This is a genomic window from Ochrobactrum sp. XJ1 (genome assembly GCF_024701725.1).
GTDB classification, from domain to species: domain Bacteria; phylum Pseudomonadota; class Alphaproteobacteria; order Rhizobiales; family Rhizobiaceae; genus Brucella; species Brucella anthropi.
The window spans coordinates 479,122-495,604 of sequence record NZ_VDGD01000001.1; the positions used below are offsets into that span (position 1 = coordinate 479,122).

Consider the following 16,483-nt stretch of genomic DNA (forward strand, 5'->3'; position numbering starts at 1 on the left):
CAACATCGGGAGGAATAGAACTGTGCAAACAGATGAACTGAAACTGCTTGAAAAACTGATCGACGTTATTGAGCAGGATGTCATTCCGCTGACCGAACGAGGTGTTGCGGAAGGCAACAAGGTTTTCGGCGCAGCTTTGTTGCGCAAATCAGATCTATCCCTTGTTCTTGCGGAAACCAACAACGAGACTGAAAACCCGCTCTGGCACGGTGAAGTGCACACTTTGAAGCGTTTCTACGAAATGCCGGAGAATGGACGTCCGGATACGAAAGACATGGTCTTTCTTTCCACTCATGAACCTTGCTCCATGTGCCTTTCGGCCATTACCTGGAGCGGTTTCGACAATTTTTACTACCTGTTCAGCCATGAGGATTCACGAGATGCTTTCTCGATCCCTCACGACTTGAAGATTCTCAAGGAAGTCTTCACGCTGGAGCCGGGTGGGTATAACCGCGATAATACCTTCTGGCACAGTCATTCGATTCCGAAGATGGTTGCGTCGCTACCAGACGCTGACCGCCATCGTCTCGGCAAAAGGCTCGATGCTATTTTCGCCAAGTATGACGAATTGTCCGGCACTTATCAGGCGAGCAAAGATGGAAACGCTATTCCTCTCAATTGAGGAGAAATCGTTTCATATGGTCATACGCCTGAAATAGGCACATGCCAGAGGGGATGCGCGATGCCGGATATTCGGCTCGCGCATTTTTCATGTCTGACAGGACGAGCATCATGACCTCTGACCATACAATATCAGCGATTGGCTTCTGCACCCCTACGGGTGACGGTAATTTCAGCACGCTTGAGGGCGCAATCCGCAATATCGTCGAACTCGGTTCGGAAGCTGTCGAACTGTCGCTATATGGCGAGGAAATAATCTCAGGCGGTCGTCTCATTCCGCATCGCGTGGATCGTCTCATCGATATCACCAGACAGTTCGACATGCGCTACAGCGTTCACGGACAGATTGTTTCCAACTTCATGGATCGAGAGCATCTGGATTATCAAAAGGCGGTTGTTCGGGCGATGCTGGAACTCTGTGACCGTGTCGGAGCGGAAGTTCTGGTTCATCACTCCGGCCATGCTCCGATGCCTGCACTTTCTCGTATTCCCGACCTCGACAAGATGGAACGGGACGCGCTCGCCGAAATGGCGGAGCTTGCGAAAACTTATGGCGTCCGGATCGCGCTGGAGAATATTTTCGCGATGAGCGATGCTGAATATCGCCAGACACCGGCTCAGGTTGCCGAAACAGTAGTTGCGGTCAATCATTCTTCCGTTTGCGGTCTGATCGATTTCAGCCATGCCTATATTGAATGCACACGTCTGGGGATTGACTGGCGTCCGCAAATTCGCGCTATGGCTCCTGTGACCGGACATCTGCACGTTCACGATAGTTTTGGCCGTCCTTATACGATGACCAAGTTTTATCATCCTGCCGAGGCAACAGCACTCGGTATCGGCGATCTGCACCTGCCGATCGGCTGGGGTGATATTCCGTGGGAAGAAATTTTCGACGAACTGACTTTTTTGCCCGATACATTCCTGATCATGGAAATCGGAGAAGATCGTTTCAGTACCGAACAAGCCGACAGTCTTGTACGTGCTCGCAAGTTGGCTGAACGCGTCAACAACCGCCTGAAAGCAGCCTGAATGAAATGAAACAGGCCGCGCAAAGAGCGCGGCCTGTTCTTTTGGTTCAGGCTTTTACTATTTGCGGATTTCACCAAGCTGCTTTTGCACTGCGTCGATAATGTCATCGCCGATCTGGGACTTATATTTGGCATAGATCGGCTGGGACTTCTCAAGCATGCGAGCATGCTCTTCCGGTGACAGTGTGTTTACTTCCAGGCCCGCTTCCTTGATCTTCTCGAGCGACTTCTGGTTCAGTTCGCGAATGACTTTGCGTTCAACGTCGCGACCGACTACGGCACACTCACGCAAGGCGGCCTGTTCTTCCGGTGAGTACGTGTCGAAGATCGGCTTGGAGTAAAGGAACAGAAACGGTGTATAGGCATGTTTCGTTTCCGTTACGTATTTCTGCACTTCGTAGAACTTGGACGTATCGATTGTGACGTAAGGGTTTTCCTGTGCATCGATAGCCTTTGTTTCCAGCGCTGAGAAAATTTCACCGAAAGCCATCGGAGTAGCGTTGGCACCAAAGTTCTGGAATGTGTCGAGGAAGATGTTGTTCTGCATCACGCGGACTTTCATGCCGCTGAAATCTTCCCACTTGTTGACGGGATGTTTTGAGTTCGAAAGATTTCGGAAGCCATTTTCCCAATAGGCCAGATTGACGAGGCCAACAGCAGCAAGCTTTTCGTCCATCATCTTGCCGAAGGGGCCATCGACGACGGCGTCTGCTTCTTTATCATTTGCGAAGAGAAATGGCAGATCGAAGACGCCAAGTGCAGGAACGATGCCAACGAGCGGCGATGACGACGTGACGACGCCTTCCTGCACACCGGAACGCAGTGCCTGTGTGGCCTGCAAATCACCTCCGAGTGCACCGCCCCAGAACGCAGTTATCTTCATCTTGCCGCCGGACTTTTCAGCAAGACATTCATTCATTGCCTTGATGCCATTGCCGACGGGATGATCCTCGTTAATGCCGTTCGAAACGCGAATATTGCGATCCTGAAACTCTGCAAATGCAGGAACGGTTAGCGCTCCCGCCACAAGGGCGGTCGTTGCCAGCATAATCAGTTTTCTCATTGAACTCTCCTCCCAGAGTTGATGTTAAACCTAATGAAGCCAGTTCATGGGTACCAATACGAGGCTTGGAAACAGAACCAGCAGCAACAATACGATCACCTGCGAAATCAGGAACGGATTTACGCCTGCGACCACTTTTCCTAGCGGAACCTTTGAGACGCCGCTCACGACATTCAGCACGACGCCCACTGGGGGCGTGATAAGCCCGATACTGTTATTCATGATGAACAGGACACCGAAATAAGCCGGATCAATACCCGCCTGCTTCACGATGGGCATCAGAACTGGCGTCAGGATGAGAATTGTCGGCGTGAGATCCAATGCCGTTCCAACAATCAGCACCAGGATCATGATCGCAAACATCAACAGTTTTGGGCTGTCGATTAACGGTGCAATATAGCCACTGATTTCTGCGGGAATATTTGCGGCCGTTATCAGCCATGACGAAACCAGCGCCGAGGCGACGAGAAACATGATGATGGATGTTGTCTTGGCTGCTCGCAGGAAGACGCCGTAAAGATCGACAAACCGCAGCTCGCGGTAGATGAACATACCGACAAAGAGGGCGTAGGCTGCGGCTACCACGGCTGCTTCCGTCGGTGTCATGACGCCCATACGTATGCCACCTAGAATGATGACTGGCATGCCCAGCGCCCACAGTGCGCGTCCGGTTGCTTGCAGCCGATCTTTGCCGGATTGCTTGGGAAGCACTTTGAGGTTGTCTTTTCTGACGACGATCTGCCACGTGAAGAGCAGGGCGATACCCATCATCAGACCTGGTACAATGCCTGCCATGAAAAGCTGCGTTATGGATACATTGGCGGCAACGCCGAATACGATCATAGCCATAGATGGCGGGATAACAGGTGCGATAATGCCGCCGGCAGCCATCAGTCCGGCAGAGCGCGGGATATTATAGCCCGCTTTCGCCATCATGGGGACGAGGATCGTGGCAAGCGCTGCAGTATCTGCAGCAGCTGAACCCGATACGCTGGCCATAATGATGGCCGCAAGAATGGCAACGACACCGAGACCACCTCGAATATGGCCAACGCAAGCTATGGCGAAATCAATGATGCGACGGGACAAGCCGCCCGAATTCATTAGTTCACCAGCCAGAATGAAGAACGGAATTGCCAGAAGGGTGAAGGAGTCAACACCAGCAATCATGTTCTGCGCTATGATCTGCGTGTTGAACATCCCCATGTACAACATGAGAATGACACCGCAGAACATAAGCGAGAAGGCGATCGGAACACCAATGGCCATAGCGCTGAGGAGTGAGCCGACAAATACTACAAGCGTCATGTCGTTTACTCCATCAGATGATCGAGCGAATGTTCGCCCGCAAAGGTGGCAATTTCCTCATCGGTCAGACGACCGGTGACAGCGCGCAGGAAACGCTCGGCCGCAATGATGAACATTGCGCCGCCGGTGAATAGTCCGACGCCGTAAACCCAGATCATCGAGAGCCCGGTGACGGGTGCAACCATGCTGGCGTTGATGTCGAATTGTTTCCATGTGCCCCAGAAGAAAATTCCCGAACACAGTGCGACGATCAGATAGCTGATCGCCATGCAGGTAATGCGGCCCTGCCGTCCGAAGCGGGCAACGAGCGTCTCGATGCCCAAATGGCTGTTCTCGCGAAAAGTAAGAACGGCTCCGAGAAACGATACCCAGACGAAGAAATAACGCGCAAGTTCTTCCGATACGGTCAATCCGGAATTTGCGGCGTAGCGCAAAATCACGTTGACGAAGACCATAATGGCCATGCCGGCGAGGAGGAAGACGAGAATTGCGCCAAGCATCTTGTAGAAGAAGTCTATGGCTTTCGTCATATATCCGTCCTCAAATTTTATCGAGCAGATTGCGCGCTTGCAGGTTTCGGATCAGCGCCCTTATGCCGAATGTCCATTCGGGACATTTGTCGGTCCGGTCGACCCAATTGACGAGGCGACCGAGCTTGGGGGTTGATATCTCCACACGATCGCCGACTTCATGTGTGAAACCTTGTCCGACACCGCGACGGTCCTTGACAGGTGCGAACATCGTGCCGAGGAACAACACGGCGCCGTCTGGGTATTGATGATTGCGGTTCATCATCTGCGATGCAAGATTTTCAGGATCGCGACTAATCGCTTCCATAGGGCTTTCGCCGGTCATCTCGAAACCGTCAGCTCCGTGAACAGTCAGCGACAGCTTGAGCTTGCGCAACACGTCCATGGTGAATTCGCCATCGAACAGGCGAATGAATGGGCCGATAGCGCAAGACGCATTGTTATCCTTGGCTTTGCCGAGCAAAAGAGCCGAACGCCCTTCGACGTCCCTGAGATTGACGTCGTTGCCCAGAGTTGCTCCAACAATGCGTCCATCAGAAGCGACGACCAGAACCACTTCCGGTTCAGGATTATTCCATTGTGAAATCGGTAGAATACCGACAGTTGTGCCGCATCCAACGGCGGACATCGGCTGGGACTTGGTGAAAATCTCTGCATCAGGGCCAATACCCACTTCCAGATATTGTGACCAGAGCCCCATTTCTTGAAGGAGCGCTTTAACCTCCGCCGCCTTTTCGGAACCAGCTGCGACGCCTCTCAAATTGTCGCCAATGACAGGGGCCAGACGTTCGCGAATTTCACGGGCGCGGGAGGGGTCGCCTTTTGCCTGTTCTTCGATCACGCGTTCAAGCATGCTGTCAGCAAAGGTGACACCGGCTGCTTTAATCGATTGCAGATCGATGGGAGCAAGCAACTCTCCACAATCACCGGAAAGAAAATCGTCCAGAGAGCCAAGATTGGTGAAGTTTTCTGTGCCATCTAACTCGCGTAACAGTGAGTTGTGCTCCAGAAGACCCGAAACTGTAGCGGACAAGCTGGATATATCGTGCACATAACCGTCTTTTACCAGTACTGGACAAGGGCCGTTTTCGGCTTTCGACCATACGCGACCGATCAAGATCGCAGAATGGCTGTCCTCGGGCAAAATCGCCGTTGCTTTCACTTCACGCTTGTCTTGCACAGATATCCTCCCATTTCATGACCTTTCCCATAGGTCATATGTTGTCAGGATGTCTGACAACAAGAGCGTTATTGTTATTAGCAGTCTGGGGCTGTGTCCAGACTTTAGGCCGAGCCAACATCAAAAATTAGATCGATCTGTTTTCCTTCGGCTGACGGTATAGGCCTTGTCCATTTCTGGGTGAAGTTCCATGCCAAGTCCCGCACCGGGTGGAACCGTGATCATCCCGTTCTTCACTTCGGGCAGGGCCGTGACCAGATCGCGATACCAGGTCTTGTAGAATGCGCGGACGCTTTCCTGAATGAGGGCATTCGGTGCATTCAGTGACAGGTGTGTTGAAGCACACAGAACGACTGGTCCTGTACAATCATGTGGCGCGACCGGCAGATGCCAAGCTTCCGCCATGGCGGCAATTTTGCGGGCTTCTGAAATGCCGCCACACCAGCTCAAATCGAGCATGACGACGCCAGCTACACCCGTTTCGAGAAGATCACGGAACGCCCAGCGACTCCCCAGTGTTTCAGAGGCACAGATCGGCGCTATGCTTGCTTCCGCATAGCGCTTGAGACTGCCAAGACTATCCATCTTGATCGGGTCTTCGTGCCAGAAGGTCTTGAAAGGCGCGAGTTCGCGGGCGATCTGCATGGCGGGTAAGAGCTGCCACATTGAATGAAATTCAACCATGATATCCATGCGGTCACCGACGGCTGCACGGATTTTCTCGAAAGGCTGTAATGCCGCCTTTAGATCAGGTTGAGAGATATACTGCCCGCGTGTCTTTTCTGCCGCCATGTCGAATGGCCAGATTTTCATCGCCGTTATGCCCTCGTCCAGCAACGAGAGCGCAAGCTCGTCTGCGCGGTGCAGGAAGCCATTAAGATCGTCACAATTAGCGCCAGCACCCGCCAGACCATAATTGGCGGATTGCTGGCCGGTAGCCTTCTTGATGTATTCAGTTCCGGCGCAGGTATTATAGGTTCGGATGGACTGACGGCTGAAGCCGCCGAGAAGTTGAGCAATCGGGAGGTTGGTAGCTTTGCCGTATAGATCCCACAGGGCAATATCGAAAGCGGAGTTGCCGCGCACTTCCGCGCCGGTTGAACGGAAACCGAGATAACCCACAAGGTCAGATGCCAGCAGATCAATCTGCAAAGGATCGCGACCGACAACGCGCGGCGCAACATATTCGTGGAGATAGGCCTCGACGGTCTCGGACATGAAAAAGGTCTCACCGAGTCCGGTAATTCCTTCGTCCGTATGAACTTCCACCCACAACAGGTTTGGCCGTTCGGCGATACGGATGGTTTCGATTGCGGTGATCTTCATTGCACCTCCCAATGCAGCTCGATTGCCTGCAAACTAGCTTTTCTGACCTTCATTGAGCTTTTCAAGATGAAGGAGCAGGGCGCTGTGATCCTTCTCACCACCGCCTTCGTCCACGAAAGCTGCGAAGGCTTCGCGTACGGTCTCGGTCAATGGCAAGCTCAACGATAGGTCGCTCGCAGTCTTGAGGATCGAATTGAGATCTTTGAGCTGGATGCGCGATGTGCCGCCTGGTTCAAAACTTCGGTCAATCATCCGTTTGCCGTGCAGTTCGAGAATGCGGCTTTCACAGAAACCACCGCGGATAGCGTCGCGGAATGCTGCCCGCGACCCACCACCTTTTTCAACCAGAACCATTGCTTCAGCGATTGCTCCGATAGTTACGGCGACAATCTGCTGATTTGCAAGTTTTGCGAGTTGACCGGCACCTGACGGGCCGACGCGGGTGAGGCGTCCCATTGGTTTGAACACATCGGCAAGGCCTGCGATGATCGCTTCATCTCCTCCGGCCATGATGGCAAGCGTGCCTTCCTGGGCACCCACTACGCCACCGGAAACCGGGGCATCGATGTGATTGATGTCAATTGCCTTTAGATGCTTGGTATGTTCGCGTGCGAAGCCTGGTGAAATTGAACTCATGTCAATGACTGCACTGCCTTTTTTCAAGGCTGCTGCGGCTCCTTGATCGAAAAGGACGTCGCGTACTGCCGGGCCATCGGTCAACATCGTGATGACTAATTCCGCGGTCTCTGCTGCCTCAGCGGCAGACTGAGCAAGTTTGGCGCCTTTTTCAGCAAGAGGGGCAGCCTTGGCGCTGTTCCGGTTCCAGACGGTTACATCAAAGCCTGCATCCAGAAGCCGACTGGCCATTGGTGCGCCCATCAGGCCGGTTCCAAGAAAAGCGATCTTGCGTGTCAACGTTGGCCTCCCATTTCATCTTCGATGTGAACGCGAATGATCTCATCAAAGGATGTTTCTGCGGTGAAGCCAAGAGCCTGGGCGCGTTTTGCTTCAAAACCGGGAGCCCAGCCTGCAACCATACGCATGATCATTTCGTCTGGCTCATGGCGGATCAGACCTACCGCCTTTTCCCCCGCAACGCGACGTAATGCTTCAATCTGCTCGCCTACAGTCGCACTGAGACCCGGCATGGAAAGATTGCGACGTGCTCCAACTGCTTCCGTATCGATGGTGGCTCCATGGATTAGAAAGCCGACGGCTGAGCGCGGCGAAGCATGCCAATGCCGGACATCTTCAGGAACAGGCAAGATTGCTTCTTGCCCGGAGAGTGGCTCACGCAGGATATTGGAGAAAAAGCCGGATGCAGCCTTGTTCGGTTTGCCGGGGCGTATGCAGATCGTTGGCAGGCGAATGCCGATGCCGTCGAAGAAACCGCGCCGGGTGTAGTCTGACAACAGAAGTTCGCTGATAGCCTTCTGCGTGCCGTAGCTCGTCAACGGGGTCGTGTGAAATTCATCAGGGATCGGGTAGGGGAGCGGAGCACCAAAAACGGCAATGGACGATGTGAAAACCACGCGAGGCTTATAGCCGTCAGCAATGTGTGCACGCCTGATCGCATCGAACAGATGGCGGGTGCCATCCAGATTGATTCGATACCCCTTATCGAAATCTAGTTCTGCTTCACCGGACACGATTGCCGCGAGGTGGAAGATGACGTCAGGGCGTCCTGACACGATCTTCTGAGCGGTTTCCATGGTGGATATATCTGCTGCCAGAGTATCGACCGATCCTGCAAAGCCTTTAGGAGGTTCCGCTGCAACGATATCGATAAGTGTCAGTTTTTCAACTGGAGTTTCCCCGAGATGGCCGTCGTTTGAAAGGCGCTGCGTTAGTTTGCGCCCGACCATGCCGGCAGCGCCGATGATTGCAATATGCATCTAGAAGGCTCCTCCTTGCCTCGCAGCCGACCCTACTCGAAAACGTGGCGTTGGCTACCATTACGACACTTCTCCAGTCTCCCACCAGATTTGTGTTGTAGGGTTGTCTGATAACCTTATATGTAGGCGTTGAAAACAGTTTTCTCCGTCTTGCCACAGGAATGAAACGGAAAAGCCTGCCGCATCTTAAAAACTGTCGTACATCCGCGACAGCGCATTGCATATCGGTAAAGCCAAGAGGATATCATGTATGGTTCGGGGGACATGACTGGAAACAAGCAGGCTGATCTCGTTGCTCTTTTGGGCGTCGATCTGGTTATGACCGGGAAAAACGACATGCTTGGCTATTGTCGCGACTGGCCGGGAGATGTGGAGAATACGGCAGTTGCCGTGATCCGACCACGCTCGACAGCGGACGTTTCTGCCGCGGTTAAAACCTGCTATTCACTGGGATTGTCTATCATTCCGCAAGGCGGAAATACCGGTTTGGTGCAAGGCGGCGTACCGGATGGGCGCGACAATCTCGTCATTCTAAGTCTTGAGCGGATGAATCACATTCGGAAGATTGATCCGGATGATTTTTCGGCGGTTGTGGATGCCGGTTGCATTCTCTCCGAACTGAAAGACAAACTGGCAGCCGAAGGGATGTTTTTTCCATTAGCACTTGGTGCACAGGGAAGCTGTCGCATCGGGGGAAATGTCAGCACCAATGCCGGAGGCATCAACGTGTTGCGTTATGGCATGACCCGTGAGCTGGTCCTGGGGCTGGAGGTCGTGCTGCCAGACGGCACAATATTCAATGGCCTTTCGACGCTGAGGAAAGACAATCGTGGGATTGATCTGAAACAGCTATTTATCGGGGCAGAAGGCATTTTGGGAGTAGTGACCGGTGTGGCAATAAAACTTATGCCCTTGCCGGACAAGGTGGAAACTGCCCTGCTGGGGCTCAATTCGCTGGATGACGTGATTGCCCTTTATCGGCGCGCGCGTGTGCAGTGCTGTGATTTGATGTCCGCTTTTGAATTTATGCCGCCAGTGGCTTTTACCTTGGCGCAAGAGGCGATGCCGGAGCTTGCCATGCCACTTGGACAATACCCGGCCTATGTTTTGATGGAGGTCTCGGGTTCAGGGCTGGTCGACATACTATCCTTGATGGAACAGTTTCTCGCGGGCGCGATGGAAGATGGCCTCGTTCTTGACGGGACAATCGCGTCCTCTCGTGCGCAAGGTCAAAATCTCTGGACATTTCGTGAAGCGATGAACGAAGGACAGGCGCTGCGCGGCAAGCACCTGCGTACCGATATCTCGGTCCCGCTTTCAAAGCTGGCATCATTCGTCGGAGAAGCAGAAAGGGAACTGGCCAAGGTCCTTCCAGATTGTCTCGCCGTTTCTTATGGGCATGTTGGCGACGGCAATGTGCATCTCAATGTCATTCCAGAAAGCAATCTCGATGTAGCGACGAAAGACATGAAGATCACGCTTGCAAAAGAAACGATCAATGCTGTTCTGGATCGTTATGCAGGCAGCATCAGTGCAGAGCACGGCATTGGTCGCCTCAAAAGGGAAGATTTCGAGAAGCGCATTGACCCTGCACGGCGAAAACTGCTTGAAGGTATCAAGCAAGTCATCGATCCGGACAATATCATGAATCCGGGCTGCCAGCTTTCTCTTGACTCTTCAAAAGGCTGACGACACACCACTTGCACGGGCAATCAGGGAGACTTCATCAATTTGTTTGGCGAAATCAGGCGTAATGAGCAGCTTCCGGGACGTATTGCTTCGGAAATTACGCGGCAGATCAGTGAAGGTAGTCTTCTGCCGGGACAAAAGTTGCCGACAGAACATAATCTTGCACAAAGCTTCGGTGTCAGCCGGTCGGTTGTGCGTGAAGCGATTGCCCAGTTGCGTAACGAGGGCCTGGTTGAAACCCGACAGGGTGTAGGTGCGTTCGTAACGGAACCCGACAGGCGACATGCTCTCCGCATAGAACCTGAAACACTTGCCAATCGTGACAGTTTCCGCAGCCTGTTCCAGTTGCGAATGGCGTTGGAGATAGAAGCGGCGGGGCTTGCTGCGGTGCATCATGATGAACATGACATGATGCAACTGAATGAAGCACTCGCAGAGATGAGCGGTTCGAAAAAATGGACGGATACCGGTATTGCCGCTGATCTGGCATTTCACCGTGCGCTCGCTTCCGCAACGCATAACGAATATTTTCCGCTGGTTTTGGGTTTCATTGCCGAACGCATCAATCAGGCAATCAATGCGGCGCGTGCGCGGGCAGTACTAGAGCAGATTGTCGAGATTACAATCAATGAACACACCGCAATCAGGGATGCGATTCATTCACGTGATCCGTTGCGAGCGCGCGAAGTGATGCGTCAACACATTGTGCAGGCGGCAAGCCGCGTCGGTCTCAAATTGGAAACTTTCTGATGGCTCCTTCTTTCGAACTATTCAGTCTGGAAGGGCGCATAGCCCTGATTACCGGCTCAAGCCAGGGCATCGGCTTTGCATTGGCTCGTGGGCTTGCAGAACATGGAGCAACGGTAATCATCAATGGCCGTGATCAGAACAAAGTGAATAAGGCCGTTACGCTACTGGAAGACGAGGGCCATACGGTCTTTGCGTCGGTGTTCGATGTGACGGTTGCTGAAGAAGTTCGTGCAGCTATTGATGCGATTGAAGAGGAAATCGGTGCGCTCGATATTCTGGTCAATAATGCCGGGATGCAATATCGCGCGCCGCTTGAAGATTTTCCGATCGAGAAGTGGCAGCAGCTTCTGGAAACCAACATTTCCAGCGCATTTTATGCTGGGCAGGCAGCTGCGCGCCATATGATCCCGCGAGGACACGGCAAGATAATCAACATTGCTTCGGTTCAAAGTGAACTGGCGCGACCTTCCATTGCACCTTACACGGCAACAAAGGGAGCGATCCGTAACCTGACGCGCGGCATGGCCACCGATTGGGCCCGACATGGCTTGCAGATCAATGCGGTTGCTCCCGGCTATTTCAAGACGCCGCTGAATCAGGCATTGGTTGATAACCCCGAATTTACGACATGGCTGGAGAAAAGAACGCCGGCGGGCCGTTGGGGTGACGTGGAAGAGTTGGTCGGCGCTGCGGTATTCCTGAGCAGCGATGCCTCCTCTTTCGTCAATGGACAGGTTTTGCACGTCGATGGCGGCATGACCGCGAGTGTATGAGGAATTGATGCTGCGTATTATCGTTATGGGTGTTTCGGGTTCCGGAAAATCAACCGTAGGCGAGAAGATTGCCGATGAACTGGCGCTCCCGTTTCTTGAGGGCGACTCTCTTCATCCGAAGTCCAATGTCGATAAGATGTCAGCAGGCATCCCCTTGCAGGATGAGGATCGTTGGCCTTGGCTCGACAAAATCGGTGAACGTCTTGCGGCTTCGACCGACGGAATCGTTGTTTCCTGTTCCGCACTGAAGAAGAGCTATCGTGATCGTCTCCGCTCTGCTGCTGGTACACCGGTGCTGTTTGTCTTTCTGGATGGCAGTTTTGAAGTGTTGCACGAACATATGGGGCATCGCACAGGCCATTTTATGCCGGTCACTATGCTGGAAAGCCAGATCGCTACGCTCGAAAGCCCTGTTGGAGAACCGCTGGTCTTCCGCGCAGATATCGCCGAGACCGTGGAAAAAATTGTTTCCGACAGTCTCGAATGGATACGCTCAGTTCAGTTCTAGGACTATTTCAAGGGCCAGAAGAACATTAGTGTTGGGACTGTTACAATCGCTATAATGATTGATAGCGGTAATCCCAGACGTGGATAATCGCTGAATTTATAACCACCTGGCCCCATGACCAGCGTATTGCATTGATGGCCGATTGGCGTGAGGAAGTCACACCCTGCGCCGATCGCAACCGCCATCAAAAAGGCCTCCGGCTTGAAACCAAGTCCGGAAGCAAAACTTGTGGCGATGGGAGCCATGACGAGCACCGTCGCAGCATTGTTAAGAAATGGTGTCACCATCATCGCTGCTACAAGAATGAGCGCCAACGCACCTGCTGGCGGTAACTGATGGCCGATTGTGGCGAGCCCTTCTGCGATGAGGTCCGTGCCGCCGGTTGTTCGCAGCGCATCCGAAACCGGGATGAGTGCCGCAAGCATCACCAGAATTGGACCGTCGATTTCGTCATAGACCTCGTTGAGAGGTATCACCTTGAACAGCAGCATGGCGACAGCGGCGGCAAAGAAAGCCACCGCCACTGGTACAAGGCTTAACGCGGTTGCCCCGATGGCAGCGATCAGAATGGCGAGCGGGATCAACCCGCGCCGAACGCTGCCAAGCATAAGCTTGCGGCGGGCAAGCGGCAGCAATTCGAACTCCGGCAGGAAGGTGGACAGATTTGCTTGTCTGCCTTGCAGTACGACCACGTCACCGAAACGGAGGATGACTTCACTGAGCCGCTCAGTAATACGTTCGCCTGGCCGGCTGACCGCCAGGAGGTTCAGGTCGTAGCGTGCAAAAAGGGCAAGTCTCTGGGCAGTTAGGCCGATAAGGCGCGAATTCTTGCCGATAACAGCTTCCACAACCTCGATGTCGGTGGAACCGCTTGTCTCGGACGGATTACGGTTCTCGGACAAGGTAAGTTTTCCGGCACTTATGACAGCATCGAGCGCCTTGGGATCACCTTCAAGAAGGACAACATCGCCTTCGTTCAGGATCGTATCGGGAAGTGGCGTCAATCGTTGGTCGTTGCGTATGATGGAAGTCACCATCGCTTCACCTTCAGCTGCCTTGATGAGATCGGTCACGCGCTTGCCGGTCATCGTCGAAGTCTTGGTGATACGTGCTTCGGAAGCATAATTCTTGATCTTGATTGCCTCATCCAGCGATACGTTTTCGCGAGTGCGCTGTGGAACAAGCCAGTAGAAAAGTACCAGATAGATGAGTCCTACCACTGACAGTACAGCGCCGACAGGCGTAAAATCGAACATGGTGAAGGGTTCACCGACCATTTCGCCGCGAATGCGAGAAACAACGATGTTGGGTGAAGTGCCCACCTGGGTCATCAAACCACCGAGCAACGCGCCGAAGGCCATAGGCATGAGAAAGGTCGATGGAGAAACATTGGAACGACGTGCGAATTGAAAAGCAACCGGTATCATGATTGCCAGTGCGCCGACGTTTTTAACAAAAGCTGAGAGAACAGTGACGACTGCCACCAGCACTGCAAGTTGGAGCCGCACACTGTTCATTTCTGGCAGGAAACGCTGTACCGCCGCCTGCATAAGGCCGGAACGTGCGACACCTGCACTGACCACCAACGCACTGCCAACGATGATAACGATGTCGTCGCTGAAACCCGAAAATGCGTGATCGAAGGGTACGACCCCAACTACTATTGCCAGGAGAAGTGCACAAAGTGCGACCACATCATAACGGAACTTGCCCCAGATAAACGCCCCCATCATGAGTATGATTACCGCGAAGGAGAGTATCTGCTGGTGCGTCATCTATCGGGATTTCCTCACAGGCGGAAAAATATTCCACTTCTCTGTAACCGATAAATTCTAAAACAGAAATCGATTATTATAGCGGGTTGCGCTCCGTTGAAGGGCGCAACCCGTTTCATGTCAATCATTTACACGCTGGCCATCATTGTTGAAAACATGCACGTTTCCAGAGGAAGCGCCAACTCTGACAGTCTCATCAATGTTATGTGCCGACCGTCCGGCAACGCGGAAGATAAGCGGCTTGCCATCTGGCAACGCAGCGTGGATGTAGCTTTCTGCGCCGACGAGTTCGACAGCTTCAATACGAATGGTTGCATTAAATCCGTCAGCGTCCGGCTCGCCATCCTCCAGAATACGGATATCCTCTGGGCGAACACCGATGGTGAAACTCCCGTCAGGTTTTTGTACCGCGCTGCCTGTCGCCCAACCGGTGCTTTCTGTGCTTTGCAGCAGGTTCATTGATGGGGAACCGATAAATGTCGCGACGAAGGTGGAGGCAGGTTTTTCGTAAAGCTCGATCGGCGTGCCAACCTGTTCGATATGGCCGGCATTCAGCACGACAAGACGATCAGCCATGGTCATGGCCTCCATCTGGTCGTGTGTCACGTAAACGCTGGTGGTGCCAAGCGAGCGCTGTAGGCGCTTGATCTCGACACGCATCTGCACGCGCAGTTTCGCGTCCAGATTGGACAACGGTTCATCAAAGAGGAAAGCTGCCGGTTCGCGCACAATGGCGCGCCCCATGGCGACACGCTGGCGCTGACCACCAGAAAGCTGGCGTGGTTTGCGCTCAAGAAAAGGTTCGATTTCCAGCGCTTTCGCAGCCTTGGCGATGCGGCGCTCGATTTCGTCCTTTGGTGTCTTGCGGTTCTTGAGACCATAGGCGAGGTTCTCGCGCACCGTCATATGCGGATAGAGCGCATAGTTCTGAAACACCATGGCAATATCGCGTTCTGCGGGTTCTACTTCGTTGACCACGCGATCGCCAATGGAGATTGTGCCGGATGTAATACCTTCGAGACCCGCTATCATGCGCAGGAGAGTGGATTTACCGCAGCCAGAAGGGCCTACCAGCACCACAAATTCACCGTCGTGAATCTCCAGCGATACGCCTTTGATGACTTCTACATTGCCGCCATAGCTCTTGCGGACGTTATCAAGAACGATTTTGCTCATTACTTTTCCGTTTCAACGAGACCTTTGACGAACCAACGCTGCATCAACACCACAACGAGGATCGGTGGAATGATGGCCAGAATGGCTGTTACCATGACGTAGTTCCACGGTGTGGATGCGTCAGCCCAATCGACCATGCGGCGCAGGCCGATGATGATCGTGTTCATCTTGGCATCATTGGTAACGAGTAGTGGCCAGAGATACTGGGTCCATCCGTAAATGAAGAGAATGACGAAAAGCGCTGCAATATTCGTCTTCGAAAGGGGGAGCAGGATATCCCGCATGAAACGGAATGGTCCGGCATTATCGATACGTGCTGCTTCAACCAGTTCACCCGGAATGGTAAGGAAGAACTGACGGAACAGGAATGTCGCTGTCGCGGATGCCATCAATGGCAGCGTAAGCCCGGCATAGGTATCGATCATGCCGAGATCCACGATCACCTTGTAGGTCGGCAGGATACGAACCTCCACAGGCAGCATCAACGTTATGAAGATCATCCAGAAGAAGAACATGCGCATTGGAAAGCGGAAAAACACAATCGCGAAAGCCGACATGAACGAAATGATGATCTTGCCGACGGCGATTGCCATTGCGACCACGAACGAGTTCCAGAGAAGTCGTTCAAGACTTACACCAACAACACGCTCCACACCGCCAAAGATGGCTTCGCCGTAGTTTTCGACGAAATGGTCGCCGGGCAACAGCGAGATTGGCGGGCGAATGATCTGCGTTGACGTCATCGTTGAAGCGACGAAGGTGTAGTAGATCGGAAAGGCAACAATAATGATGCCTAGGATCAGGATCAGATGGCCGATCAGGCTGGAGATTGGGCGTTTTTCTATCATTGTCGCCTCA

General features: G+C 53.2%; 16 protein-coding genes. 6 read left to right on the forward strand and 10 right to left on the reverse strand.

The genetic code is table 11. The annotated features are described in order from the left end of the window. Positions 1 to 22: 22 nt before the first annotated feature. Together FG152_RS02275 and FG152_RS02280 are read left to right on the forward strand one after the other, a co-directional pair. Positions 23 to 622: a nucleoside deaminase gene (locus tag FG152_RS02275; protein WP_010658954.1), complete on the forward strand. Its 600-nt coding sequence runs from the start codon at positions 23 to 25 to the stop codon at positions 620 to 622. 110 nt (positions 623 to 732) lie between these two features. Next, complete coding sequence (locus FG152_RS02280) at positions 733 to 1,653, forward strand: sugar phosphate isomerase/epimerase family protein (protein ID WP_036563545.1); 921 nt, start codon at positions 733 to 735, stop codon at positions 1,651 to 1,653. A 57-nt stretch (positions 1,654 to 1,710) separates the two neighbouring features. Here FG152_RS02280 and FG152_RS02285 read toward each other — a convergent pair whose 3' ends face one another. The 7 genes from FG152_RS02285 to denD form a co-directional block, all read right to left on the reverse strand. Next, positions 1,711 to 2,715, reverse strand: coding sequence for a TRAP transporter substrate-binding protein (locus FG152_RS02285; RefSeq protein WP_010658952.1), 1,005 nt, complete (start codon positions 2,713 to 2,715; stop codon positions 1,711 to 1,713). Between the two features lie 30 nt (positions 2,716 to 2,745). Beyond that, entirely contained in the window at positions 2,746 to 4,023 is a 1,278-nt protein-coding gene (locus tag FG152_RS02290; protein WP_010658951.1) for a TRAP transporter large permease, read from the reverse strand. Positions 4,024 to 4,028: 5 nt separating this feature from the next. Next, positions 4,029 to 4,553 (reverse strand): TRAP transporter small permease, encoded by a 525-nt coding sequence (locus tag FG152_RS02295; protein ID WP_010658950.1) that lies wholly within the window; start codon positions 4,551 to 4,553, stop codon positions 4,029 to 4,031. Positions 4,554 to 4,563: 10 nt separating this feature from the next. Further along, positions 4,564 to 5,733, reverse strand: a complete 1,170-nt coding sequence (locus FG152_RS02300; protein WP_010658949.1) for a fumarylacetoacetate hydrolase family protein — start codon at positions 5,731 to 5,733, stop codon at positions 4,564 to 4,566. 120 nt (positions 5,734 to 5,853) lie between these two features. Further along, entirely contained in the window at positions 5,854 to 7,059 is a 1,206-nt protein-coding gene (locus FG152_RS02305; protein ID WP_010658948.1) for a mandelate racemase/muconate lactonizing enzyme family protein, read from the reverse strand. A gap of 33 nt (positions 7,060 to 7,092) precedes the next feature. Further along, on the reverse strand, positions 7,093 to 7,974 hold the full coding sequence (locus tag FG152_RS02310) for an NAD(P)-dependent oxidoreductase (RefSeq protein WP_010658947.1): 882 nt from the start codon (positions 7,972 to 7,974) through the stop codon (positions 7,093 to 7,095). Then, positions 7,971 to 8,954 (reverse strand): D-erythronate dehydrogenase, encoded by a 984-nt coding sequence (gene denD / locus FG152_RS02315; RefSeq protein ID WP_010658946.1) that lies wholly within the window; start codon positions 8,952 to 8,954, stop codon positions 7,971 to 7,973. Before denD ends, FG152_RS02310 begins: the two co-directional genes overlap by 4 nt. Before the next feature lie 246 nt (positions 8,955 to 9,200). On the opposite strand from denD, the gene FG152_RS02320 reads away from it, so the two are divergent. From FG152_RS02320 to FG152_RS02335, 4 genes are read left to right on the forward strand one after another with little or no spacing between them, the layout of a single operon-like run. Next, the gene (locus tag FG152_RS02320; RefSeq protein WP_010658945.1) at positions 9,201 to 10,643 is read left to right on the forward strand and encodes an FAD-binding oxidoreductase; all 1,443 of its coding nucleotides are present in this window, start codon (positions 9,201 to 9,203) and stop codon (positions 10,641 to 10,643) included. Positions 10,644 to 10,685: 42 nt separating this feature from the next. Next, on the forward strand, positions 10,686 to 11,393 hold the full coding sequence (locus FG152_RS02325; protein WP_010658944.1) for a FadR/GntR family transcriptional regulator: 708 nt from the start codon (positions 10,686 to 10,688) through the stop codon (positions 11,391 to 11,393). Beyond that, complete coding sequence (locus FG152_RS02330; protein WP_010658943.1) at positions 11,393 to 12,166, forward strand: SDR family oxidoreductase; 774 nt, start codon at positions 11,393 to 11,395, stop codon at positions 12,164 to 12,166. The genes FG152_RS02325 and FG152_RS02330 overlap by 1 nt, the downstream gene beginning before the upstream one ends. A gap of 7 nt (positions 12,167 to 12,173) precedes the next feature. Further along, complete coding sequence (locus FG152_RS02335) at positions 12,174 to 12,674, forward strand: gluconokinase (RefSeq protein WP_010658942.1); 501 nt, start codon at positions 12,174 to 12,176, stop codon at positions 12,672 to 12,674. Positions 12,675 to 12,676: 2 nt separating this feature from the next. On the opposite strand, the gene FG152_RS02340 is transcribed toward FG152_RS02335, so the two are convergent. From FG152_RS02340 to ugpE, 3 genes are all read right to left on the reverse strand, one after another. Next, positions 12,677 to 14,449: an SLC13 family permease gene (locus tag FG152_RS02340; protein ID WP_010658941.1), complete on the reverse strand. Its 1,773-nt coding sequence runs from the start codon at positions 14,447 to 14,449 to the stop codon at positions 12,677 to 12,679. A 120-nt stretch (positions 14,450 to 14,569) separates the two neighbouring features. After that, a complete protein-coding gene (locus tag FG152_RS02345; protein ID WP_010658940.1) occupies positions 14,570 to 15,625 on the reverse strand; it encodes a sn-glycerol-3-phosphate import ATP-binding protein UgpC in 1,056 nt (351 codons plus the stop codon). After that, complete coding sequence (gene ugpE / locus FG152_RS02350; protein ID WP_010658939.1) at positions 15,625 to 16,473, reverse strand: sn-glycerol-3-phosphate ABC transporter permease UgpE; 849 nt, start codon at positions 16,471 to 16,473, stop codon at positions 15,625 to 15,627. The genes FG152_RS02345 and ugpE overlap by 1 nt, the downstream gene beginning before the upstream one ends. Positions 16,474 to 16,483: the final 10 nt, after the last annotated feature.